This window comes from Isoptericola nanjingensis, from assembly GCF_050311635.1.
Lineage (GTDB): Bacteria > Actinomycetota > Actinomycetes > Actinomycetales > Cellulomonadaceae > Isoptericola > Isoptericola nanjingensis.
Genome location: NZ_JBNOZL010000009.1, coordinates 47,405 through 70,242, shown reverse-complemented (window position 1 = coordinate 70,242; position 22,838 = coordinate 47,405). Strand labels below are relative to the sequence as shown.

The 22,838-nt window shown below is 74.7% G+C and carries 26 protein-coding genes; 12 read left to right on the top strand and 14 right to left on the bottom strand.

The features are described 5' to 3' along the window. The first annotated feature begins 136 nt into the window (after nucleotides 1–136). Entirely contained in the window at nucleotides 137–991 is an 855-nt protein-coding gene (locus ACQP6G_RS18210; protein ID WP_429766401.1) for a GNAT family N-acetyltransferase, read from the top strand. On the opposite strand, the gene ACQP6G_RS18205 is transcribed toward ACQP6G_RS18210, so the two are convergent. After that, entirely contained in the window at nucleotides 872–2,965 is a 2,094-nt protein-coding gene (locus tag ACQP6G_RS18205; RefSeq protein WP_429766400.1) for a gluzincin family metallopeptidase, read from the bottom strand. The genes ACQP6G_RS18210 and ACQP6G_RS18205 overlap by 120 nt on opposite strands. A gap of 107 nt (nucleotides 2,966–3,072) precedes the next feature. Between ACQP6G_RS18205 and ACQP6G_RS18200 the strand changes: the two genes are divergently transcribed. After that, the gene (locus tag ACQP6G_RS18200) at nucleotides 3,073–3,369 is read left to right on the top strand and encodes a hypothetical protein (RefSeq protein ID WP_429766398.1); all 297 of its coding nucleotides are present in this window, start codon (nucleotides 3,073–3,075) and stop codon (nucleotides 3,367–3,369) included. Between the two features lie 77 nt (nucleotides 3,370–3,446). Here the strand turns inward: ACQP6G_RS18200 and ACQP6G_RS18195 are convergent, their stop codons facing one another. Beyond that, nucleotides 3,447–4,337, bottom strand: a complete 891-nt coding sequence (locus ACQP6G_RS18195) for a universal stress protein (RefSeq protein WP_429766396.1) — start codon at nucleotides 4,335–4,337, stop codon at nucleotides 3,447–3,449. 137 nt (nucleotides 4,338–4,474) lie between these two features. On the opposite strand from ACQP6G_RS18195, the gene ACQP6G_RS18190 reads away from it, so the two are divergent. Beyond that, entirely contained in the window at nucleotides 4,475–6,226 is a 1,752-nt protein-coding gene (locus ACQP6G_RS18190) for a sensor histidine kinase (RefSeq protein ID WP_429766394.1), read from the top strand. Here ACQP6G_RS18190 and ACQP6G_RS18185 read toward each other — a convergent pair. From ACQP6G_RS18185 to ACQP6G_RS18140, 10 genes are all read right to left on the bottom strand, one after another. Beyond that, the gene (locus ACQP6G_RS18185) at nucleotides 6,181–6,858 is read right to left on the bottom strand and encodes a response regulator (RefSeq protein WP_429766392.1); all 678 of its coding nucleotides are present in this window, start codon (nucleotides 6,856–6,858) and stop codon (nucleotides 6,181–6,183) included. The genes ACQP6G_RS18190 and ACQP6G_RS18185 overlap by 46 nt on opposite strands. Nucleotides 6,859–6,914: 56 nt before the next feature. Further along, nucleotides 6,915–8,132: a dipeptidase gene (locus tag ACQP6G_RS18180; protein ID WP_429766390.1), complete on the bottom strand. Its 1,218-nt coding sequence runs from the start codon at nucleotides 8,130–8,132 to the stop codon at nucleotides 6,915–6,917. Nucleotides 8,133–8,141: 9 nt separating this feature from the next. Continuing rightward, nucleotides 8,142–8,501: an RNA-binding S4 domain-containing protein gene (locus ACQP6G_RS18175; protein WP_429766388.1), complete on the bottom strand. Its 360-nt coding sequence runs from the start codon at nucleotides 8,499–8,501 to the stop codon at nucleotides 8,142–8,144. Nucleotides 8,502–8,513: 12 nt separating this feature from the next. Continuing rightward, nucleotides 8,514–9,170: a response regulator transcription factor gene (locus ACQP6G_RS18170; protein WP_429766386.1), complete on the bottom strand. Its 657-nt coding sequence runs from the start codon at nucleotides 9,168–9,170 to the stop codon at nucleotides 8,514–8,516. Continuing rightward, nucleotides 9,167–10,483: a sensor histidine kinase gene (locus tag ACQP6G_RS18165; RefSeq protein ID WP_429766384.1), complete on the bottom strand. Its 1,317-nt coding sequence runs from the start codon at nucleotides 10,481–10,483 to the stop codon at nucleotides 9,167–9,169. Before ACQP6G_RS18165 ends, ACQP6G_RS18170 begins: the two co-directional genes overlap by 4 nt. An 87-nt stretch (nucleotides 10,484–10,570) precedes the next feature. Then, a complete protein-coding gene (locus ACQP6G_RS18160) occupies nucleotides 10,571–11,170 on the bottom strand; it encodes an NADPH-dependent FMN reductase (protein WP_429766382.1) in 600 nt (199 codons plus the stop codon). Further along, entirely contained in the window at nucleotides 11,167–11,457 is a 291-nt protein-coding gene (locus ACQP6G_RS18155) for a hypothetical protein (protein WP_429766381.1), read from the bottom strand. Before ACQP6G_RS18155 ends, ACQP6G_RS18160 begins: the two co-directional genes overlap by 4 nt. 12 nt (nucleotides 11,458–11,469) lie before the next feature. Continuing rightward, nucleotides 11,470–11,709: a hypothetical protein gene (locus tag ACQP6G_RS18150; RefSeq protein ID WP_429766379.1), complete on the bottom strand. Its 240-nt coding sequence runs from the start codon at nucleotides 11,707–11,709 to the stop codon at nucleotides 11,470–11,472. Continuing rightward, nucleotides 11,706–11,894 carry a hypothetical protein gene (locus tag ACQP6G_RS18145; RefSeq protein WP_429766377.1) on the bottom strand — a complete coding sequence of 63 codons (189 nt, stop codon included), beginning with the start codon at nucleotides 11,892–11,894 and terminating at the stop codon, nucleotides 11,706–11,708. The genes ACQP6G_RS18150 and ACQP6G_RS18145 overlap by 4 nt, the downstream gene beginning before the upstream one ends. 16 nt (nucleotides 11,895–11,910) lie before the next feature. Beyond that, nucleotides 11,911–12,837, bottom strand: coding sequence for a Rho termination factor N-terminal domain-containing protein (locus ACQP6G_RS18140; RefSeq protein WP_429766375.1), 927 nt, complete (start codon nucleotides 12,835–12,837; stop codon nucleotides 11,911–11,913). 147 nt (nucleotides 12,838–12,984) lie between these two features. On the opposite strand from ACQP6G_RS18140, the gene aspA reads away from it, so the two are divergent. Continuing rightward, nucleotides 12,985–14,607, top strand: a complete 1,623-nt coding sequence (gene aspA, locus ACQP6G_RS18135) for an aspartate ammonia-lyase (RefSeq protein WP_429766373.1) — start codon at nucleotides 12,985–12,987, stop codon at nucleotides 14,605–14,607. Then, nucleotides 14,604–15,911, top strand: coding sequence for an anaerobic C4-dicarboxylate transporter (locus ACQP6G_RS18130; protein ID WP_429766372.1), 1,308 nt, complete (start codon nucleotides 14,604–14,606; stop codon nucleotides 15,909–15,911). Before aspA ends, ACQP6G_RS18130 begins: the two co-directional genes overlap by 4 nt. Before the next feature lie 6 nt (nucleotides 15,912–15,917). Here ACQP6G_RS18130 and ACQP6G_RS18125 read toward each other — a convergent pair whose 3' ends face one another. Further along, entirely contained in the window at nucleotides 15,918–16,334 is a 417-nt protein-coding gene (locus ACQP6G_RS18125) for a (R)-mandelonitrile lyase (RefSeq protein WP_429766370.1), read from the bottom strand. Next, nucleotides 16,331–17,254, bottom strand: coding sequence for a helix-turn-helix transcriptional regulator (locus ACQP6G_RS18120; RefSeq protein WP_429766369.1), 924 nt, complete (start codon nucleotides 17,252–17,254; stop codon nucleotides 16,331–16,333). The genes ACQP6G_RS18125 and ACQP6G_RS18120 overlap by 4 nt, the downstream gene beginning before the upstream one ends. A gap of 102 nt (nucleotides 17,255–17,356) precedes the next feature. Here ACQP6G_RS18120 and ACQP6G_RS18115 point away from each other — a divergent pair, with 102 nt between their 5' ends. The 7 genes from ACQP6G_RS18115 to ACQP6G_RS18085 all read left to right on the top strand — a co-directional run bounded on the left by ACQP6G_RS18115 (nucleotide 17,357) and on the right by ACQP6G_RS18085 (nucleotide 22,768). Continuing rightward, on the top strand, nucleotides 17,357–18,757 hold the full coding sequence (locus tag ACQP6G_RS18115) for an MFS transporter (protein WP_429766368.1): 1,401 nt from the start codon (nucleotides 17,357–17,359) through the stop codon (nucleotides 18,755–18,757). A gap of 60 nt (nucleotides 18,758–18,817) precedes the next feature. Continuing rightward, nucleotides 18,818–19,354, top strand: coding sequence for a PadR family transcriptional regulator (locus ACQP6G_RS18110; RefSeq protein ID WP_429766367.1), 537 nt, complete (start codon nucleotides 18,818–18,820; stop codon nucleotides 19,352–19,354). Further along, nucleotides 19,351–20,373, top strand: coding sequence for a zinc-binding alcohol dehydrogenase family protein (locus tag ACQP6G_RS18105; protein ID WP_429766366.1), 1,023 nt, complete (start codon nucleotides 19,351–19,353; stop codon nucleotides 20,371–20,373). Before ACQP6G_RS18110 ends, ACQP6G_RS18105 begins: the two co-directional genes overlap by 4 nt. A gap of 65 nt (nucleotides 20,374–20,438) precedes the next feature. Then, complete coding sequence (locus ACQP6G_RS18100; protein ID WP_429766364.1) at nucleotides 20,439–20,624, top strand: hypothetical protein; 186 nt, start codon at nucleotides 20,439–20,441, stop codon at nucleotides 20,622–20,624. 147 nt (nucleotides 20,625–20,771) lie between these two features. Next, entirely contained in the window at nucleotides 20,772–21,662 is an 891-nt protein-coding gene (locus tag ACQP6G_RS18095) for an aldo/keto reductase (RefSeq protein WP_429766362.1), read from the top strand. A gap of 3 nt (nucleotides 21,663–21,665) precedes the next feature. Continuing rightward, nucleotides 21,666–22,406 carry a carboxymuconolactone decarboxylase family protein gene (locus tag ACQP6G_RS18090; RefSeq protein WP_429766360.1) on the top strand — a complete coding sequence of 247 codons (741 nt, stop codon included), beginning with the start codon at nucleotides 21,666–21,668 and terminating at the stop codon, nucleotides 22,404–22,406. Continuing rightward, nucleotides 22,403–22,768: a DUF2255 family protein gene (locus tag ACQP6G_RS18085; RefSeq protein ID WP_429766358.1), complete on the top strand. Its 366-nt coding sequence runs from the start codon at nucleotides 22,403–22,405 to the stop codon at nucleotides 22,766–22,768. The genes ACQP6G_RS18090 and ACQP6G_RS18085 overlap by 4 nt, the downstream gene beginning before the upstream one ends. Nucleotides 22,769–22,838 lie beyond the last annotated feature (70 nt).

Here is a 22,838-nt window from a genome sequence, read left to right as displayed (position 1 = left end):
GCGCCACGCGGTCGTAGGCGCCTGCGGCGAGGTCCTCGACCAGGGTCGGGCCGACGGGCTCCCAGCCCAGCCGCTCGCGGGTGATCGCGCTCGACGCGACGGCGTCCATGCCCCAGAACCGGCTGAGCCAGCCGAAGTGGTCGGCGGCGTCGGCCCGGTCGACGGAGACGGCGGGCAGGGGTTCGAGCAGACCACGACCGCGCAGATCGCCGAGCGCGCCGGCGTCACCGAGCGCACGTACTTCCGGCACTTCGCCGACAAGCGCGAGGTGCTGCTCGACGGCGTGCACGAGCTCGAGGCGGCCGTCGGGGCGGCGATCACCGCCGCGCCCGACGCCGACGACCCCCTCGACGCCCCGTCGCCGACGAGGTGCGGTCCGCGCTCGCGGCCCTGCGCGCCCAGGCCCGCCGCTAGGCTCGCCGTCGTGCCCGACACCGGAACGACCACCCCGTTCACCGCTGACCTGCCGGCCGGGGTCGTCCTCCGCCTGCTGCACCGCGACGACGGCCCGGCCCTCGCAGCCGCCTACACCCGCAACCGCGAGCACCTCGAGCCGTGGGAGCCGGCCCGGCCGGAGCAGTTCTTCGAGGCCGCCTACCACGCGGAACGCATCCCGGTCGAGCTGCTCGCGCACGGGTCGGGGCGGGGCGTCCCCCTCGTGCTGGAGCGCGACGGCGAGGTCGTCGGCCGCGTGAACCTGTCCGACATCGTGCTCGGGGCGTTCCGCAACGCCCACCTGGGCTACTGGGTCGACGCCTCGCTCGCCGGGCGCGGCGTCATGACCGCGGCCGTCGAGGCCGCGTGCGCGCACGCCCGCGACGACCTGGGCCTGCACCGCGTCCAGGCGGCGACCCTGCTGCACAACGCGGCGTCACAGAAGGTGCTCGCGCGGACCGGTTTCGACCGCATCGGCACCGCGCCGTCCTACCTCCGGATCGCCGGACGCTGGCAGGATCACGCCCTCTTCCAGCGCATCCTCCACGACGACTGACCCCGCAGCGGCAGGGTCCACCGCCGCGGACCGACGTCGACGGCGCACCACGAGCGCGACCACCCCGCCGGCCGCCGCCAGCACCAGCACGACCAGGCCGGCCCCGGCGGTCGTGGAGAGACCGGCCCGGTCCGACGCCGCGCCCGCGCGCTCGGCGGCGGCGTCCAGGTCGCCGGCGGCGAGGTCGTCCCGCGCCCGCTCGGCCGACCGGTCGACGCCGAGCACCAGCGCCCCCAGCTCCGTCACCGGGTCGCGGTCCGCGTCGGACGCGCGGACGGCCGCGCCGACGCGCGTCGTCACCTCGGCGGCCCGCGGCAGCAGGGCGGCGAGCTCCGCGTAGGCGTCGGCGTCGGACGCGCCCTCGTAGGCGGCGCGCACCGCCGCTGGGACGCCCAGCCCGGCCTCCTCCGCGGCTGCCTGGACGGCGCCGGCGTCCTGCGCCGCGCCGTCGAGGGCGGACCGCACGTCCTTCGCCTCGCCGAACTCCCAGCGGGTCATGGCCGTGCGCAGCCCGAGCGGCGGCGCCCACGCGCCGTCGGCCTCGTCCAGGGTCGCGTACGCCTTCCGCGCGGCGGCCCGGGGCTCGAGCACGGCCTTCTGCTCGGCGTCGAGCACCCACGTGCGCAGCACCTTCGGGGCGCCGGAGACGCCGCCCCGCTCCTCCACCAGGTCGAGGAAGCGCCGCCAGTCGGTCCGGCCGCCGTTCTCCTCCATGGAGCCCGGGCGCTCGTACGCGCCCTCCCCCGCCTGCGCCGCCGAGACCACGGCCGTGAACGCGTCGTCGTCGAGCCCGCCCAGCAGCTTCCGCACCACGGTGTACGACGCCGCGTACCCGTACTGCTCGGCGTCCGCGTCGAGCTCGCCCGGGTGCGCGTCCCAGGCCGAGAGGGGCACGGCGACGTCGGCGTGGCGGTCGGGCGCCGACCACGGGTCGCTCGACGCACCCGTCCGCTCCACGACGCGCTGCGCCACCACCTCCGTCACGCCCTCGGACAGCCACCGCTCCGTGAGGCGGTCCTGGTTCAGCCAGGCGTGCCCGAGCTCGTGGTAGAGCGTCGCGGGGTCGAGGTCCTCCGGGATGACGATCTCGTCCTTGTCCGGGTCGAACCACGCGTACCCCAGCACCTTGGGCGACACGTCCTCGCGGATCGTGTCGAGCCCGCCCGGCCACGGCCGCCCGACGAGGTCCTCCAGCACCGGCAGGCCCTGTCGCAGCCGCTTCGCCACGAAGCCGGTCCACTTCTCGTCGCCCGGGAAGCTCTGCAGGGTGAGCGTCGTGCCGCCCACCTCGACGTCCTTCTCGTCCGCCTTCTTCGGGTCGCGCGCCGACACGACCGCCCAGATGCCGTCCTTGTCCGTGTTCTCCGTGGCCGTGTACGTGACGGTCTTCCCGTCCCGCTCCGACCGGAACGCGTCGGACGTCGCGTCGAACGTCATCGACGCCGGCAGCACCACCTCGACCGTCGTCCGGCCCGCGTCCCCCACGCCCGACGCCGCGAACGTCGCGAAGCCGTCGCCCACCCGCGTGTAGTCCTTCGATCGCACCGGCTCGCCCGGCACGACGAAGCTCCACTCGATGGTGCGCGTCTGCCCGTACCGCAGCGGCGCGAACGTCGCCACGGCGTACCGGGTGCTCGGGTCCTCGGTCGCCTCGAGCCGCACCGGCAGGTCGGCACCGCCGCTCGTCGCGCGCACGTCCTCGGCGCCGGCCGGCACGGCGATCGAGTAGCTCGTGAAGTAGTAGTACGTCAGCCCGCGGTCGGGCGTGACGTTGCCGATGGTGGTGGTCGTCGTGGCCCACACCTCGGTGTCCTTCGCCCGCAGCACGTACCGGCTGTGCGACTCCTCCGTGAGCCCCTCGTCGGCGACGGCGGCCGGTCCGGCCAGCAGGAGGGCGCCGGTCAGACCCGCGCCGAGCAGAGCGGGCAGCAGGTGCGGCGCGGCACGTCGGCGCGGCGCGGGCGAGGGGATCATCGCGCGCATCCTTGCGCCTGCCGTCGGCACGCCGCAAGCCCGCCCGGAGTGCGCGACGTCGTCCCGTGCGGTAGACCGGAACCCGTCGGGCCGCGGAGGGGGACGCCATGGGTACTGACAGCACCGGTGCCGGCGAAGGCACCACCCGCACGGATGCCGGGTCGTTGACCATCGCCCTGCTCACGGCGTGCTCGGAACCCGACCTCGGCATCCGCTCGCGCGTCGTGCAGGAGCTGCTCGACGAGGCGAGCATCGACCCCCGCCTCGCGCGCGAGGTGATCACCACCATGCTCACGGCGTCGGTGATGTCCCTGCGCGCCTACACCGACGCGACGCGGCGCGACCCGAGCGACGTCCTGCGCGCGCTCGGCACCAGCTGGTCGCAGCGCTCGCTCAACGCCTGAGACCGCGCACCTCGCCGGCCGCACGAGTTCCTGCCGCCGCGCCCCACCGGGGGAGTCGACGGGCGCGCGGCGGCAAGCTAGTCGTGCACCACCGCCACGGCGCACGGCGCGTGGCGCACGATCCGGTCGGGCCCGCCGCGCGCGCGGCCGACCTGCAGCGAGGCGGCGCGACCGCAGACCACCACCAGGTCGTCCGACCGCAGCGCGGCGAGCAGCGCGCCCGGCGCAGCGCCGCCGCGCGTCCCGACCGTCCAGTCGACGGCGGGGTACTTCTCCCCCCACCGCGCGACCCGGGCCTCGAGGTCGGCCCGCGCCTCGGCGCGCAGCCGCTCCAGCCACGCCAGGTCGCCGTCGGTGGCGCCCGCGAACATCCCCTCGTCGGCGGAGTGCGCCGCCGTGAGGGGCACGCCGGCGCGGTCGGCCTCGTCGAATCCCGCCTCGAGCACGCGGTCGGAGGCCTCGCGGGGGTCGACGGCGACGACGACGCGGCGCGGCTCCTGGGCGCGGGCGGCGCGCGGCACGACGACCACCGTGCCGGGGGCCAGCGCCGCCACCGTGGACGAGATCGAACCCATGGGGACGCGGTCGAACGTGCCGACGCCCCGGCGACCCACCACCACGACGGCGCCGCGGCGAGCGTGCTGCACGAGGACGGCGCACGCGTCGCCACGCACGGCCACGAGGTCGACCGCGCCGGGCGACGTGCCGAGCGTCCGCGCAGCCGTCGTGCGCTCGAACCTGACGCCGGCCCGGGCGACCAGCGTCTCCGCCTCGGCCCTCGGCTCCGGGGCGTGGGCCGTCACCGACCCGACGCCGACCGGCTGGGCGTAGGCGTGCACGACGACGAGTCGCGCCGCCAGGCGCACGGCCTCGCCCGCCGCCCACGCCATCGCGTGGTAGCCACCCTCCGAGCCGTCGACACCCACGACGACGTCCCGGACCGGTCCCTCCACGCTGCTGATCGCCATGACGTCCTCCTCCGACCGCTCCAGTGGGCCACGCACGCCGGGACGCTCGGAAGTGCCGAACGCCCCGGCGGCCGGGCCGAAGGTCCCGATCCGGGCCATCGGGGGCATTCGAGGACACGGCGGACTACCGTGGACGCGTGAGGCCGCGGCAGGGGCGCCGGGACCGGGACATCGACGTCCTCCTGGACGCCGTCGTGTCGGTCGGCCGGGGGCTGGACCTGGAGACGACGCTGCACCGGGTGGTGCAGGCTGCCGCCGCCGTCGTCGACGCCCGGTACGCGGCGCTCGGCATCCTCGGCGACGACCACCGCATCGCGCGCTTTCTCACCGCGGGCATCTCGGAGGACGAGATCCGGGCGATCGGCCCGTACCCGACAGGGCACGGCATCCTGGGCGAGCTCATCCGCCATCCCCACCCGCTGCGGCTCCCCGACATCGCCGCGGACCCCCGCTCGGTCGGCTTCCCCGCGCACCACCCACCGATGCGCAGCTTCCTGGGGGTTCCGCTGCAGGTCCACGGGAAGCCGTTCGGCAACCTCTACCTCACCGAGAAGAGGGACCGTGGAGAGTTCACGGGGGACGACCAGCACCTCCTGGAGGGGCTCGCTACCGCCGCGAGCTTCGCCGTCGAGAACGCGCGCCTCTACGAGGAGGCGCGGCTGCGCGAGCGCTGGTCGCGGGCCGACGACGAGATCGCGCGGCGACTGCTGTCCGGCGAGGACCCCGACGCCGTCCTAGAGCTGGTCGCGTCGAAGGCGGCCAGCATCGCGGCCGCGGACACCGCCGGGATCGCGGTCCCGGTGGACGACGCCACGCCCGACGGCACCCCGGTGATGGCGGTGCGGACCGCGGTGGGCCTCCGGGCGGACGCGATGCGCGGCCGGCTCCTGCGGCAGCCGGGGTCGTTCACCGTGACGGCGTTCCTCCAGGGCGAGCCGATCGTCACCGCGGACGCCACGGTGGACGGGCGTGCCCGTGTCGCGCTGCACCCGGACGGGTCCCTGGGTCCGCTCGCCGCGTTCCCCCTCGTCGGCCGAGGCCGGCACGCGCTCGGCGTGCTCGTCGTCGGACGGACACGCGGGGCCGCGCCGTTCCCGACCGTCGTCGTCGAGGCACTGGGAGCATTCGCGAACCAGGCCACGGTGGCTCTCGAGCTGGCGGAGCGGCGCGCCGACGCCGCCCGGCTCGCCGTGGTGCGCGACCGGGACCGGATCGCCCGCGACCTGCACGACCTTGCCGTCCAGCGCCTGTACGCGACAGGGCTGTCGCTGCAGGCCGTCGACCGTCGCCTCGTCGATCCCCGTCCCCTGGACGGGGGCTCGCGGGGGGACGTCGGCGCGCGGGTCGGGGAGGCGATCGACCAGATCGACGAGACCATCGATCTCATCCGCACCACCATCCGAGGGCTCCGCGACCCGGGGGGTGACGCCCCGCGCCGTCCGGGCACCCGGTCCCTGCTCCTCGCGGAGGCCGAGGCCGCGACGCACGCGCTCGGGTTCGCGCCCACCGTCCGGTTCGAGGGGCCGATCGACGCCCAGGTGCCGTCCACCGTCACGGCGCACCTCGTGGCCGTGCTGCGGGAGAGCCTGTCGAACGCGGCCCGGCACGCTCGCGCGACGCAGGTGCGGATCGGGCTGCGCGCCGACGGAGACCTCCTCCTGACCGTCGTCGACGACGGCATCGGGATCGCCGCTGACGCGCCTCGCAGCGGGCTCGCGAACCTCTCCCGCCGCGCGGCGGAGCTCGGCGGGTCGTTCGAGGTGCGGCCGGGCCGGGCCGGCGGCACGGCGCTCCGCTGGCGGGTACCCCTCGTGCCGGGTCGCAGCAGCGTCGCCGCCCCGGGTCAGGAGGCGGACGGCCTCTCGGAGTCGTCCGGCCGGCCGACCTGATCGAGCCGCGCCGCGAGGACCGCCGCCTGCACCCGGCGCTCGAGGCCCAGCTTCGCCAGGAGGCTGGACACGTAGTTCTTCACCGTCTTCTCGGCGACGAACAGCTCGGCGCCGATCTGCCGGTTCGTCATGCCCTCGCCGATGAGGACCAGGATGCGTCGTTCCTGGGGGGTGAGGTCGCCGAGCGGGTCCTCGGCCTCGGTCGTCTCCCGCAGGCGCGCCATCACCCGGCCGGTGACCCGGGGGTCGAGCATGGAGCCGCCCGCCGCGACGGTCCGGATGCCCGCGACCAGGTCGGTGCCGCGCACCTGCTTGAGCACGTAGCCGGACGCGCCGGCGAGGATCGCGTCGAACAGCGACTGGTCGTCGTCGAACGACGTGAGCATGAGGACCGCGGCGTCGGTGCGCGAGCGCAGCTCCCGGCAGACGCTGACCCCGTCCCCGTCGGGCAGCCGGACGTCGAGGACGACGACATCGGGCCGCAGGGCCGGGACCCGCGAGAGGGCCTGGGCCGCCGTCCCGGCGGTGCCGACGACCTCGAGGTCGGCCTCCATGCCGAGCAGGTCGGCGACGCCGCGACGCACCACCTCGTGGTCGTCGACGAGGAACACCCGCACGGGCGCGCCGGTCATGGGCTCACGCTAGCCCTCCGGCGCGCCCTCGGCCGGGCGGCCGTCGCGGGCAACCGTCAGGCGCCGCCGTCGAGGTCTTCGAGGCGCGCGACGCTGGGCTCGCGCTCGGCCCGCAGCCGGGCGGCGACGTCCTCCGCGCCGCGCAGCACCCGGAGCACGTTGCCGCTGGTCAGGGCGGCCAGGTCGGCGTCCGACCAGCCGCGGTCCGCCAGCGCCGCCAGCAGGACCGGGTAGCCGGAGACGTCGCGCAGCTCGTCCGCGAAGCCGGCCGCGCCGTCGTAGTCGCCGCCCAGGCCGACGTGGGCCGCTCCCGCGACCTCGCGCACGTGCTCGACGTGTGCGACGACGTCGTCGAGCGTCGTCGGCGGCTTGGGGTGCGTCTCGGCCCAGGCGGTGGAGAACCGGTCGAACTCGGCGTAGTCGTTCGGCGCGATCCCGGCGGCGCGCGCGGCCTCGCCGGCCTGCGCCCGCCACTCGCCGATGGCCGGGGTGACGAAGCTCGGCACGAACGTCACCATGCACACGCCGCCGTTGTCCGCGAGGCGCGCGAGCACGTCGTCGGGCACGTTGCGCGGGACGTCGCAGACGGCGCGCGCGGAGCTGTGCGAGAAGATCACCGGTGCCTCGGAGACGTCCAGGGCGGCGCGCATCGTGCCCGCCGAGACGTGCGACAGGTCGACGAGCATGCCCAGCCGGTTCATCTCGCGCACCACCGCGCGGCCGAACGGCGTCAGGCCGCCGTCCGCGAACCGGCCGTCCGCGGGAGGCTCGTCCGTCGCGGACTCCGCCCACGGGGTGTGGTGGTTGTGCGTGAGCGTCATGTAGCGCACGCCCAGCTCGTACAGCATGCGCAGCGCGCCCATCGACGAGTCGATGGACTGCCCGCCCTCCGCGCCCATGAGCGACGCGATGCGGCCCTCCGCCCACGCGGCCACGACGTCGTCGGCGCTCGTCGCGAGACGGAAGTGCTCCGGCCAGCGCGCCACCATGCGCCGGACCGCGTCGACCTGCTCGAGCGTCGCCGTGACCGCCGCGCTGCCCGGCAGGTTGGACGGCACGTACACCGACCAGAACTGCGCGCCCACTCCCCCGGCGCGCAGCCGCGGCACGTCGGTGTGCGTGCGACCCCCGGTGCCGGCCTCGACGTCCAGCCGCGCCCAGTCGTACGCGACCTGGTCGCGCGCCTCCCACGGCAGGTCGTTGTGCCCGTCCCAGACGGGGTGCTCGCGCAGGAGCGCGGCGATGCGGTCGGTGTGGTCCGCGGAGCTGGTCATCCCCCGACCCTAGCGACGGCCGCCGCGCAGCCGGTCGATGTCGCGCCGCTCGCGCTTGGTGGGTCGGCCGGCGCCGCGGTCGCGGACGCCGACGGCCTCGCGCTCCTGGCGGGTGGGCACGGGTGGGCTCTCGTCGCGGTACGCCTTGACCGCCAGCGGCGCGCCCACCCGCTTGGGCAGCAGCTCGACGACGACGACCGTGCGGTCGCGCAGCGGGTCGCGCCAGGTGACGGTGTCGCCCACGGTCACGGACGTCGACGGCTTGGCCACCGTGCCGTTCACCCGGACCCGCCCCGACCGGAGCAGGGCGGCCGACGACGACCGGCTCTTGAAGAGCCGCACCGCCCACAGCCACACGTCCACGCGCACGACGTCAGCCTCTCACGACGACCGCCCGACCAGGCCGCTCTCGTACGCCGCGATGACGAGCTGCACGCGGTCCCGGCACGCCAGCTTGCGCAACACCTCCGACACGTACGACTTGACGGTCTGCTCGCCGATGAACAGCGCGTCGGCGATCTCCGCGTTCGACAGGCCGCGGGCGACGGCGAGCAGGACGTCGTGCTCCCGCGGCGTGAGCGAGCCCAGCCCGGGCACCTCCCGGCGGGGCGACGCGGCCCGGTGCGCGAAGTCGTCCACCAGCCGGCGCGTGACCCGGGGGCCGAGCAGCATCGACCCGTCCGCGACGAGGCGGACGCCCTCGATGAGCCGCTCCGCCGTGACGTCCTTGAGCAGGAACCCGCTCGCCCCGGACCGCAGGGCGTCGTACACGTACTCGTCGAGGTCGAAGGTCGTGAGGATCAGCACGCGGGTGCCGGGGTGGTCGGCCGCGATCCGGGCGGTCGCGGCGATGCCGTCCAGCACCGGCATCCGGACGTCGACGACGGCCACGTCCGGCTCGGTGCGGGCGACGACGTCGAGCAGGGCGCCGCCGTCGCCCACCGTCCCCACGATCTCCAGGTCGGGGGCGGAGCCGAGGATCGCGGCGAACCCGTGCAGCACGACCGGCTGGTCGTCGGCGACGACGACCCGGGTCACGCGACGCCCGCGGCGTCGCGCCGGACGGCGGGGACCGGCTCGCGAGGACCGACCGGCAGGCTGACGACGAGCACGAACGCCGACCCCTCCCGCTCCGCCGTCACGACGCCGCCGAGCGCCTCGACCCGCTCCCGCATGCCGATCAGCCCGCCCCCGGGCACGACGTCGCCCGGCCCGCCCGGGTCGTCGACCGGGTTGGTGACCCGCAGCCCGGCGACGTCCGACACGAGCGCGAGCGTGATCGTCGTCGGCGCGCCGGGCGCGTGCCGCCGGGCGTTCGTCAGCGCCTCCTGCGCGGCCCGGTAGAGCACGTAGCCCTGCGCGGCGGGCACGTCTTCGCAGTCCCCCGTCAGGGTGACGTCCTGGCCCGCGGCCCGGGCCTGCTCGACGAGGCCCGCGATGTCGCAGGCCGTCGGCTGCGGCGCCCGGGCGCCCCCGTCGGTGCGCTGCAGCACGGCGAGCACCTGACGCAGCTCGCCGAGCGCCTGGCGCGCGTCCCCGGCGATGTCGGCGAGCACGCGGCGGGCGTCGTCGCCCAGGTCCGGGTACGTGTAGGGGGCGGACTCCGCCCGCACGGCCACGAGCGACACGTGGTGCGCGACGACGTCGTGCAGGTCGCGGGCGAGGCGCGCGCGCTCGACGGCGACGGACTCCACCTCCAGCGCGTGCCGCTCGGTCGCGGCCGCAGCCCGCGAGCGCCGCGACGACGCGCGCACCACCCGGACGACTGCGGCGACCCCGACGACGAGCGCGACGGCCACCGTGTAGATCGCCCCCGCCGCGGGCGAGGGCGCGCCGTCGGAGCTGCCGGCGTTCACCGGGCCGATCGGGAGCGCCGCGGGCACGTTGGTGAGCGCGTAGAGCCAGGCGCCGGCGAGGGTGGCCACGAGCGGCAGGACGGCGCGGCGCCACGAGTCCTGGACCACCAGGCACGTGATCATCAGCAGGGCGAGCCACCACCCCCACGCGAACGTCCCCAGCAGCGGGATCGTGACGAACGGCCACGCCGCGAGCAGCGTCGCGAGGACGGGGCGCCGACGGCAGACGAGGACGGCGGTCACGCAGCTCAGGCCGGCGGCCCAGGCCACGAACCACAGGAAGTAGCCGCTCTCCGGCCAGGACGTGTTCAGCAGGTAGGGCGTCCCGGCGGGGATGTCCCAGGTGCCGTCCGGCTGCTCGACGGCGAGCGGGGCGTCCTCGACCTGCAGCGGCGACGCCAGGAGGAAGAGGACGAGCGGTGCGGCCCCCGCCGTGGGGGCGACCCACGCGCGGGCGGGCCGGGGAGCGTGCGTCGCGGCGACGGTCGTGGTCATGGCGACGATCATGTCCGCTCGGCAGCACCGCCCACCACCGCCCTGCGGGGGGATCCGGTCCCCCCGGGCGTGGGGGTCGCTCGTCGGTTACTTGGCCGACGCCGGGTCGCTGTCGCCGATGTGCCCGGGGGCGGTGACGGCGAGCACGCGCTGCACGAACGCGCAGTACTCGTCCATGTAGTGCCGCAGGAAGCCCGCGGTGCTCTCGTTCGTCACCTCGCCGTCCGGGCCGAAGTCGTCGGCGACGTAGGTGATGTACGCCTCCGGGGAGTTGAGCTGCGGCGCGTCGAGAAAGCTGAGGACGGCACGCATCGACGACTGCATGACGGCGGTGCCGATCCCGCCCGGGGAGGCTCCGATGATGCCGACGGGCTTGCGCGCGAAGGAGTTCTGGCCCCACGGGCGCGAGCCCCAGTCGATGGCGTTCTTCAGCGCGCCCGGGATCGACCGGTTGTACTCCGGCGACACGACGAGCAGCCCGTCCGACGCCTCGACCGCCGCTTTGAAGGCCCGGCCCTCGGGCGGGTAGTCGGCGTCGTAGTCCCAGCTGTAGAGCGGGAGGTCCCCGATGGGGATCTCCGTGAACTCGAGGTCGTCCGGCGCCAGCCGGACGAGCGCCCGCGACAGGGTGCGGTTGATGGATCCCTTCGCCAGGCTCCCGACGATGTAGCCGATCTGGTACGTCATGACGACTCCCTGTTCCTGCGGTCCGACGACGGCACCTGTCCCAGGATCGCCTCCGCCGCGGCCAGGTCGCGACCGAGAGCGGGATCCGGGCGACGCGACCCCGACCCGAGCGCCGGCGGGTCGCGGTCCACGCGGACGTGGACGACGGGGGCCCCTCGCCAGTCCGCGGACGGCTCCACGGAGGTCACGCCGGGCGGGAGGTCGCCGTCGCTGATCGCGACGACGCCCTCCACCCGCAGCAGCCGGATCCGCAGCAGCCGCGCGAGGAGCTGGATCCTGACGATCATGTCCGGCGCCGCCTACCTGCCGAGGCGGATGTCGCCGTACGGGTCCGCCCCTGCGCGCGACGACCCGGGCCGGCGTCGCGACTCGCCGTCGCGACCGCCGTCGTCCTCGCCGTCGAGGCGACCGCGCAGGCCCGCGACGAGTGCCCGGGCGCCGGCCTCGATCTGCGCGTACCGCTCCCGCCCGGCCCGCGTGCCCACGACGTACCCGAGCCCGAAGAACAGTGCGCGGCCGAGCGTCTTCCGACCGATCATCCTGACCCCTCCTGGTCCTGCCGCGTGCGGATCGCCGACGCGACCGCGCTCGCGGCCGTCACCCCGACGACCGACCCGAGCGCGATCAGCCCGGACCGCACCGCCGTGCCGCCCGACCGCCGCGGCCTGCGCCCCAGCGCCTCCGCGACCCGGTCGGCGAACGTCTTCTTGCGCCACCACGTCATCGTCGTGCTCCCGTCCCTATCGGTCGTGCTCGTCCTTGTGCCGGCGGATCCTCGTGACGATCTGCTCCTTGCGGAGGGAGGTCGGCAGGTCGAGGCCCATCTCCACCCCCAGCGCGCGCAGCTCGTCCTTCGTCATCTCCTTGAGGTCCAGCGGTCCGGTGTCGGCGTCCGCGCCGAGCTGCCGTCCCTCGGACGCCACCTCCCGACGGCGCTCGTCGGCCTCCTCGACCCGCCGGCGGGCCTGCTCCGCCTCCTCCTCGGCCTCTCCCGCGAGCCGGTCGGCACGGGCCCTGGCCTCGTCGGCCGCGCGGCGGGCGTCCTCCGCCGCGGCCTCGGCCAGCTCCCGGGCCCGCGTCATCTGCTGGCGGGCGCGCTCGACCGCCTCCTCGGCCTGGGCGCGAGCCCGGTCGGCCTCCGCCCTGACCTGCTCCACGTGCTTGCCGACGTCTGCCTCCGTCTCCTCCACCTGCCGCGCGGCGAGCTCGGTGGCCCGGCCGCGCTTCGCCGCGACGTACTCGTCCGCCTCGCGCTGCGCCTCCGCGGTGACCCGCTTCACCTCGCGGTCGCCCTCCTTGCGGGCCTCGGCGACCCGGCGGTCGCCCTCCGCCTCGGCCGCGGCCACGGCGTCGGCCTGCTCCTTCGCGTTGCGGGCCTCGTCGTGCGCGCGCACCTCGAGCTCGTGCGCCCGCTCCATCGCGGCGTCCACCCGGTTCAGCCGGCGGTCGCCGCCGTCGCCCGGGAAGGGGTTGGCGTCGGCCAGGGCGGCCACCGCGTGCTGCCCGGCGGACTGCGCGGTGCGGCCGGCGGACTGCACGGTGCGGCCGGCCGAGCGGGCCGGGTTCTTGACCCCCGCGTCCAGCATCCACAGGACGTTGCGCGGCAGGTCGGTCACGCCGCGCCGGGCCTGCCTGCCCAACCACGTCATCGGGTTGGTCCTCGTCATGGGCTCCTCCTCGATCCGGGCAGCCGAACGACCACCGATGGCGCCCCCTGACGACCTCCTGCCCTCTCAGCACACGACGGACCGCGGATGCACGCACCCCCACCCCTCGTCGGGTGTCCGACCGGCGCCGTTGCTAGCGTCTGCCCCATGGCTGAACCCATGGCTGAACCCACGGCTGAACCCACGGCCGAACCCACGGCCGAACCCACGGCCGACGTGCGCGTCGAGGAAGACCTGCTCGGGCCGAAGGAGGTCCCTGCGCAGGCGTACTACGGGATCCACACCGTCCGGGCGATCGAGAACTTCCCCATCTCCGGGACGACCATCAACGACGTGCCGGAGATGATCCGCGGCATGGTGATGGTGAAGAAGGCGGCGGCGCTCGCGAACCGGGAGCTGCGCGCCATCCAGCGGGACATCGCGGACGCCATCATCGGCGCGTGCGACGAGGTGCTGGTCCAGGGCAGGTGCATGGACCAGTTCCCGATCGACGTGTTCCAGGGCGGCGCGGGCACCAGCGTCAACATGAACACCAACGAGGTCGTCGCGAACCTCGCGCTGGAGCTGTCCGGCTTCCCCCGCGGCCGCTACGACGTCATCAACCCGAACGACCACGTCAACAAGTCCCAGTCCACGAACGACGCCTACCCCACCGGCTTCCGCCTGGCCGTCCACGCCCTGACCGAGTCGCTCGTGGTGGCCGTGCGGCGGCTGTCGCGGGCGTTCGACGAGAAGGCGTCGGAGTTCGCGGACCTGCCGAAGATGGGCCGCACCCAGCTGCAGGACGCGGTACCGATGAGCCTGGGGCAGGAGTTCGCCGGGTTCTCGGTGAACGTCGCCGAGGAGGTCAAGCGCCTGCGGAACGCGGCCGACCTGCTGCTCGAGGTGAACCTGGGCGCGACGGCGATCGGCACGAGCCTCAACACCCCGCCCGGCTACCCGAAGGTCGCGGCGCGGCGGCTCGCGGAGGTGTCCGGGCTCGCCACGGTGCCGGCGGAGAACCTCGTCGAGGCCACGTACGACAACGGCGCGTACCTGGCCGTGCACTCCGCGGTGAAGCGGCTCGCGGCCAAGCTGTCGAAGATCTGCAACGACCTGCGCCTGCTGTCCTCCGGGCCGCGCGCGGGGCTCAACGAGATCAACCTGCCCGAGCTGCAGGCCGGCTCGTCGATCATGCCCGCCAAGGTGAACCCGGTGATCCCCGAGGTGGTCAACCAGGTGTGCTTCAAGGTGATGGGCAACGACGTCACCATCACGCACGCCGCCGAGGCCGGGCAGCTCCAGCTCAACGTCATGGAGCCCGTGCTGGCGGAGTCCATGTTCGAGTCGATCCGGCTGCTCACCAACGCGTGCGACGCGCTGCGCACCAAGTGCGTCGTGGGGATCACGGCCAACGCCGACGTGATGCGCCAGCACGTGCTCGGCTCCATCGGCATCGTCACGTACCTCAACGAGGTGATCGGGCACCACAACGGCGACCTCGTCGGCAAGGAGGCCGCCCGCACCGGCGCCTCGGTGCGCGACGTCGTCGTCGCGCGTGGCCTGCTCACCGCCGAGGAGGTCGACTCGATCCTCACCACCGAGAACTTCCTGCACCCGCGCTACAGCGGCCGCTTCTACGCGCCGGACGAGCGCGGCATCCCGGCCCCCGGCGAGGAGGGCGAGTCGTCGCGGGTCGTGGAGTCCGACGACGCGACGGGGGCGCCTTCGGACCCGGAGCACGAGCACGACGACGCCCCCGCCGACGAGGAGGGCGAGGCCGCCCGGTGATCGTCGTCCAGTTCGCCGTCGTCCTGGTCTTCGTCTTCATCGGGGCGCGCCTCGGCGGTATCGGGATCGGGCTGGCGGGCGGCGCCGGCGTCATCGTCCTCGGGCTGCTCGGCCTCGAGGTGGACCCGGCGACGGGTGTCCCCTGGGACGTGCTGGGCATCATCATGTGCGTCATCGCGGCCATCGCCGCGATGCAGGCCGCCGGCGGGCTGGACTACCTCGTGGCGAAGACGGAGGTGCTGCTGCGCGCCCGCCCGCGCAGCATCACCTTCCTCGCCCCGCTCGTCACGTACGTGATGACGGTGTTCTCCGGCACGGGCCAGGTCGCCTTCTCCACGCTGCCGGTGATCGCGGAGGTGGCGAAGGAGTCGAACGTGCGGCCGTCGCGGCCGCTGTCCATCGCGGTCGTGGCGTCGCAGATGGCGATCGCGGCGTCGCCCATCTCCGCGGCGGTGGTGGCGATGGCCGCCGTCGTCGAGCCCCTGGGCGTCGACTACCTCACGCTGCTCACGGTGGCGGGGGTGTCCACGTTGGTGGGCTGCATGGTCGGCGCCGTCGTCGCGTCCCGGCAGGGCGTCGAGCTGCAGGACGACCCGGTGTACCAGGAGCGGCTCGCGAAGGGGCTGGTGAAACGGCGCGAGCGCACGGAGTTCGTCGCCAAGCCGCGGGCGCTGCTGTCGCTGATCATCTTCGCGGCGGCGCTGCTCGTCGTCGTGCTCTACTCGACCGCGGTGTCCGACTCGGTGGGCCTCATCGAGGACCCGACCATCACCCGCAGCGGCGCCATCATGACGTTCATGCTGCTGGCGGGGCTGCTCATCGCCGTCCTCTGCAGGATCGACGTCAGCACGGTCATCACGCAGCAGACGTTCCGCTCGGGCATGAGCGCCGCCGTCTGCATCATCGGCGTCGCCTGGCTGGGCAACACGTTCGTGCAGGGCCACACCGCCGAGATCGAGGAGCTGGGCGGCGACATCATCCAGCGCTACCCGTGGATGCTCGCCGTCGTGCTGCTGCTCGCGTCCGCGCTGCTGTACTCGCAGGCGGCGACGACCATCGCCCTCATGCCTGTGGCCGCCGGCATGGGCGTGGCGGCGACGACGATGGTCGCGTCGTTCCCCGCCGTCACCGGCCTGTTCCTGCTGCCCACCTACACGACGGTCGTCGCCGCCATCGAGCTCGACGACACCGGCACCACCCGCATCGGGAAGTACCTGTTCAACCACTCGTTCATGGTGCCGGGGCTGGTGGCCGTCGCGACCGCCGTCGCCATCGGCTTCGGCCTGGCACCGCTGCTGATCTGAGCGGCGTCAGACGTCGAGCCACGGCGCGCGGGCGTACTCCTCGTCGGTGACGTGCTCCAGCCACGTGGTCGTGGCCGCGGGGTCGTCGGCGTTCTCCAGCATCGCCAGGTGCTCCATGAAGTCGTCCGGCGACGCCCCGTGCCAGTGCTCCTCCCCCGGCGGGCAGTACACGGTCTCCCCGGGCCGGGCCTCGACGACGACGCCGTCGCGCGTGCCGACCAGCGCGACGCCGGACACGACGTGCAGCGTCTGCCCGCGGGCGTGCGAGTGCCAGGCCGTGCGGGCGGCGGGCGCGAACCGCACCAGCGCCACGACCATGCGCTGGTCCCCCTCCTGCGGCGTGGTGATCGGGTCGAGCCACACGTCGCCGTGGAACTGCTCGGGCGGGTTCTTCGTCGTCGCCGGGCGGGGGATCTTCTTCATCGGTCGGTGGCTCCTTCTCGGGTGGAGGCGTCCGCGGCGGGCGCCGCGAGCGTGGTCGCGGCCCACGACGCGAGCAGCGCGAGCCCGTCGGCGGACGGCGAGCCGGGCTGCGCGGTGTAGACGTTCATCTGCAGGCCCGGGTCGGCGGGGAGCACGAGCGCCTCGTAGTCGAGCTCGAGCAGGCCGACCGCGGGGTGGTGGAACACCTTCGTGCCCGTGCGGTGCAGCCGCACGTCGTGCGACGCCCAGAGGCGGCGGAACTCCTCGCTGCGGGTGGACAGCTCGCCCACCAGGGCGGTGAGGGCCTTGTCGTACGGGTTCTTGCCCGCCTCGGCGCGCAGGATCGCGACGGCGTCGTGCGCCATCCGCGGCGACTTCTCGCCGAAGAACGTCGCGGCGGCGGCGGGGTCGAGGAAGTGGAACCGGGCGCTGTTGACGGGCTTGCCCGCCACCTGCTCCCGCGAGTCGTACAGCGGCGCGTACAGGGCGCGGCCCAGGACGTTGGTGCCGAGCACGTCGAGGCGTCCGTTGCGGACGAACGCGGGGACGTCGGCCATCGCGTCGAGGATCCGCTGCACGGCAGGGCGCAGCGTGCCGGGCGGGGTGCGGCGCGCCCGCGAGCGGGCCGCGCCGGAGGCGTTCGCCGCCCGCGCGAGGTCGAACAGGTGCAGCCGCTCGGCCTCGTCGAGCTGCAGCGCCTCCGCGAGCGCCTCGAGCACCTCCTCGGACACGCCGCCGAGGTTCCCGCGCTCCAGCCGCGTGTAGTAGTCGACGCTCACGCCCGCGAGCATCGCCACCTCCTCGCGCCGCAGCCCCGGCACGCGGCGGTTGCCGCCGTACGCCGGCAGGCCCGCCTTGTCCGGGGTGATCCGCGCCCGGCGGGTGGCCAGGAACTCCCGCGTCTCCGCCTTCAGGTCCATGTCCTCGACCGTACGTCGAAGCCCTCGGGCCCGGGAGGTACTGGCGTTACCGGGCACGTCCGGGACTCCCCCGCGGCGCCCGACCGGCGTCGACTGGTCGCCATGACCACCACCTCCGTCGCGGCGACCCCCACCACCCGGGCCGCCGTCCCCGCCCCGGCACCGACCCGCACCGACGGGATCCTCGCGATCATCCTCGTCGGCTACTTCATGGTGATCCTCGACAACTCGATCGTCATCACCGGGCTGCCGCACCTCCAGGCCGAGCTCGGGATGTCGGCCGCCGGCCTCGCCTGGGTGCAGGACGCCTACCTGCTGGCCTTCGGCGGGCTGCTGCTGCTCGGCGCCCGCGCCGGCGACGTCCTGGGACGGCGGCGCATGTTCGCCGTCGGGCTGGCGCTGTTCACGCTGGCGTCCGTCGCCGTCGGCCTCGCGCCGACGGGCGGCACGCTGGTGGCGGCCCGCGCGCTCCAGGGCGTCGGCGCGGCGGTGCTCGCGCCGTCGACCCTGGCGCTGCTCACCGCGAGCTTCCCCGAGGGGCCGGAGCGCACCCGCGCGACGGCGGCCTACGGCGCGGTCGCGGGGATCGGTGCCAGCGTGGGGCTGGTCGTCGGCGGCCTGCTCGCCGACCTCGTCTCCTGGCGCGCGGGCTTCCTCGTCAACCTGCCGGTCGGCGTCGTCATGCTCGTCGCCGGGATGAAGGTGCTGCCCGAGACGCCGCGCACCCCCGGCCGGTTCGACGTCGCGGGCGCCCTGCTGGCCACCCTCGGCCCGGCTGCCCTCGTCTACGGGTTCGTCCGCGCGGGCACCGCCGGGTGGGCGGACGGCGGCACCCTCGCGGCGCTCGGCCTCGGCGCCGCGCTGCTCGCCGCCCTCGTCGCCGTCGAGCGCCGGGCCGCGCAGCCGGTGCTGCCGCTGGGCCTGTTCGCGAGCCGGGAGCGCGTCGGCGCCTACGCCGCCCGCCTGCTCTTCATCGGCGCGATGATGGGCTTCTTCCTCTTCACCAGCCAGTACCTGCAGGACGAGCGCGGGTTCTCCGCGCTGGCGGCCGGCGTCGCGTACTTCCCGATGACGGCGGTGAACTTCGTCGTCGCGCTCGCCGTGCCGCGCCTGCAGCGCCGGGCGAGCGGCCCGGCGCTGCTCGTGGCCGGGCTGGTGCTCGCCGTGGGCGGCATGGCGTGGCTGGGCGCCGTCGACGCGGGCACGTCGTACGCCGTCGGCATCGCGCTGCCGATGGCGCTGATCGGCGCCGGGCAGGGCCTGGCGTTCGGCCCGCTGACGGCCTCCGGCATCGCGGGCGTGGACCGGTCGCAGGCCGGCGCCGCGTCGGGGGTCGTGAACTCGGTGCACCAGCTCGGCGGGGCGCTCGGCATGAGCCTGGTGCTGGCGCTGACCGGCACGTACGCGGCGGCCATGACCGCCGGCGCGCTGCTGCTGCTCGCCGCGCTCGCGGCCGCCGTGACGCTCGTGCTCCCCGCGGCGCGGCGGGACGCACGGTCGTGATCGGACGCCCGGCACTACCCTCGAATCGAGATACATCGGAACGAGGTATATGCTGACGGCGTGATCGAGCTGATGATCCTCGGCTTCCTGGCCGAGGGACCGCTGCACGGGTACGAGCTGCGCCGCCGCATGGAGCAGCTGCACGGCTTCGCCCGCACCATCAGCGACGGCGCGCTCTACCCAGCGATCACCCGACTGACCCGGGCCGGCCTCGTCACCCGGGAGGCCGAGGCCGGACGTGCCGGGGCGGCACGCCAGACCCTGACGCTCACCGACGCCGGCCGCGCCCGGCTCCACGACCTGCTGCGCGACGCCGACGGGCACGACATCACCGACGGCGGGCGCTTCGTCGTCGTGCTGTCGTTCCTGTCCCTGCTGCCGGACGCCGACGAGCGGGACGCCGTGCTCCGGCGCCGCCTCGCCTACCTCGGCCAGCCCGCCAGCTTCTTCTACGACGGCGACCGGCCGCTGCGCGCCGCCGACCTCACCGACCCCTACCGCCGCGGCATCCTGCTGTCCGCCCGTGCGACCAGCCGCGCGGAACGCGCATGGATCCGCGAGCTGCTCGACGAGCCACCCCGCGAGGAGACCTCATGAGCCCTGCCGAACCTGCCACCCCCAGCGCCCCCGACACCCCCCGGACCATGCGCGCCGTCGTCCTCGACGCGCCCGGCCCGGTGACGAACCTGCACGTGCGCGACCTGCCCGTGCCGCAGCCGCCGGACGGCTGGCTGCGGATCAGGGTCGAGGCGTTCGGCCTCAACCGGTCCGAGCTGCACACCCGACTCGGGTTCGCCGGCGACGCCGTCACCTACCCGCGCGTGCTCGGCATCGAGGCGACCGGCACCGTGGACCACGACCCCACCGGCACGTTCGCCCGCGGCCAGCAGGTCATGACGATGATGGGCGGCATGGGCCGGTCGTTCGACGGCGGCTACGCCCGGTACACGTGCGTGCCGGTCGGACAGGTCATCCCGTTCACCTCGGACCTGCCGTGGCAGATCCTCGGCGCCGTCCCGGAGATGCTGCAGACCGCCTACGGCTCCCTCACCGTCGGCCTCGACGCCCGCCCCGGGCAGAGCCTGCTGGTGCGCGGCGGCACGTCGTCGGTCGGCATGGCCGCCGCCGTCCTGGGCAAGCGGCTCGGCATGACGGTCCTGTCCACCACCCGCAACCCGGCGAAGGCCGACGCGCTCGCCGCGATCGGGGTCGACCACGTGCTGATCGACGACGGCGACGTCGCCCGCCAGGTGCGCGACCTGCTGCCCGACGGCGTCGACGGCGCGATCGAGCTGGTCGGCACCCCCACCCTGCCCGACACGCTCCGCGCGACCCGCGTGCACGGCACCGTCTGCTTCACCGGGATGCTGTCGAACGAGTGGACGGTCCGCGACTTCTACCCCATCGCCTACCTCCCGTCGGGCGTCCGCCTCACCGGCTACGGCGGCGAGGCGGAGAACCTGCCCGCCGACGTCCTGCAGGCCTACCTCGACGACGTCGCCGCAGGTCGCGCCGTCGTCCCCGTGGACCGCGTCTTCGACCTCGACCACGTGCGCGACGCCCACGCGCTCATGGAGTCCGGCGACGCCAGCGGCAAGCTCGTCGTCCTGCCATAGGTCGTCCTGCAGCAGGTCGTCCTGCCGTCACCGTCCTACCCCGCCCACGCCTGAAGGAGGCACCCGTGACCGTCACCGCCCCACGCCCCGACCACACGTCGAACGCCACGCCCGCGTCACGCACGGGCCGCGTCGTCACGCCGGCCGACGCCCTTGCCGCCGGCGACCAGACCGCGCTGGTCGCCGCGCTCAGTGACCTGGTCCTCGCCGCCTGGCGGCGACGTCGTGCCCGGTCACGCCGCGTCGGATGATGCGCGCCGCACCCGAACCGACGGGGAGCGGCCGCTGGAATCGCGGTGTCCTGCTCGGGGAATCGCAACGGCTCGCCGAGTGGTTCCCTCGAACGGGGTACCAGCAGAGCCTCCCCCGCTCCGCCGCACGTGCCTAGCGTGGAGGGCATGGCCGACACGATCCCCACCCTCACCCTGAACAACGGCGTCGAGCTGCCCGCCCTCGGGTACGGCGTCTTCCAGACCCCGCCGGACGAGACGGTCACGGCGACCGTCGAGGCGCTGCGCGTCGGCTACCGGCACATCGACACCGCCGCCGCGTACGGCAACGAGCGCGAGGTCGGCGAGGCGCTGCGCCGCTCCGGCGTCCCGCGCGACGAGGTCTTCCTCGAGACGAAGGTCTGGATCAGCGACTACGGCTACGACGCGACGCTGCACGCGTTCGACAAGTCCGCCGGCAAGCTCGGCGTCGACACCATCGACCTGCTGATCCTGCACCAGGCGCTGCCGAGCCGGTTCGACCTCACCGTCGAGGCCTACCAGGCCCTCGAGACGCTGCTCGCCGACGGCAAGGTCCGCGCCATCGGCGTCAGCAACTTCATGCCCGAGCACCTGGACCGGCTCCTGCCCGAGACCTCCGTCGTGCCGGCGGTGAACCAGGTCGAGGTGCACCCGTACTTCCGCCAGCCCGACGTCCTCGCCGCCAACGCGAAGCACGGCATCCTCACCCAGGCCTGGTCGCCCATCGGCGGCATCACGTTCTACCGGGACACCGGTCACACCAGCACGCTGCAGGACCCGACGATCCTGCGCCTGGCCGAGGCGCACGGCGCGACGCCCGCACAGGTGATGCTGCGCTGGCACCTGCAGCAGGGCCGCTCCGCCATCCCCAAGTCGGTCACCCCGAGCCGCATCGCGGAGAACCTCGACGTCACGGGCTTCGAGCTGTCGGCCGAGGAGCTGGCCGCGATCGACGCCCTCGACACCGGCCGGCGCGGCGGCCCTGAGCCCGACGCCATCACCCTCGAGACCTTCGGCCGCGAGATCCCGGAGGCCTGACCGATGCCTCTCACCGCCACCTCGCTCGCGGCCACCGACCCCGAGCTGGTCGCGATCGCGGACCGGTTCGCCTCGGACGTCGAGCGGGACGCCCCGCTCGAACCGCGCCTGCGGGCCCTGCTCCGGGTCGCGGCGCTCGTCGCGACCGGCGGCACCGCCGTCCTGCGGGTCGAGATCGACGACGCGCTCGCCGCCGGCGTCACGCCCGTCGCGCTGAAGGAGGTGCTGTACCAGGCCGTGCCGTACGCCGGTCTCGGGCGCGCGGTCGAGGCGGTCGTGGTGGCGAACGAGCTGCTCGCCGACCACGACCACGAGCTGCCGCTCCCCGGTCAGGGCACCGTGACCCCCGCGACGCGCGACGCCGACGGCCTCACCGTGCAGAAGCGGATCGTCGGCGACGACGCCGTCGACGCCATGCACGCGAACGCCCCGGCCGACGAGCAGCACGTGCAGCGCTTCCTGGCCGCGCACTGCTTCGGCGACCACTACACCCGCGGCGGCCTGGACGTCCCGACCCGCGAGCTGGTCACCCTGGCCCTGCTCGTCGCGCTCGGCGGCGCCGACCCCCAGGTGGCCGGGCACGTCCGCGCGAACCTCCACGTCGGCAACGACCGGCCCACGCTGGTCACCGTCCTCACCCAGCTGCTGCCCGTCGTCGGGTACCCGCGCACGCTCAACGCCCTGCGCGCCGTCGACGACGTCGCCCCGTTCACCCCCGAGCCCCCCACCGAGGAGGAGTCATGACCGACTGGAACCCCGCCGACCTGGCGGCGATCGACGGCGACGGCGAGCTCCGCGTCGCGGCGCACCGGCCCGACGGCTCGCTCCGCACGCCCCGGATCGTGTGGCACGTCGTCGTCGACGGCGCGTTGTACCTGCGGTCGGTGCGCGGCTCCGAGGGGGCCTGGTACCGGGGCGTGCAGCGCACCGGTACCGGCGTGATCGACGCCGGCGGCGTCCGCACCGAGGTGACCTTCACCCGGGACGACGCCCACGACGACGCCGTCGACCGCGCCTACCACGCCAAGTACGGCGACGGCTCGGCGGTCCGCTCGATCACGAGCCCGACCGCGACGTCGACCACGCTGCGCGTGGACCCGCGCTGACCTTCCTGCGGTCGCGACCCCCGGGTGCGACCCCCGGCGGCGGGGCCCACCATCGAGGAGGTATCGGAGG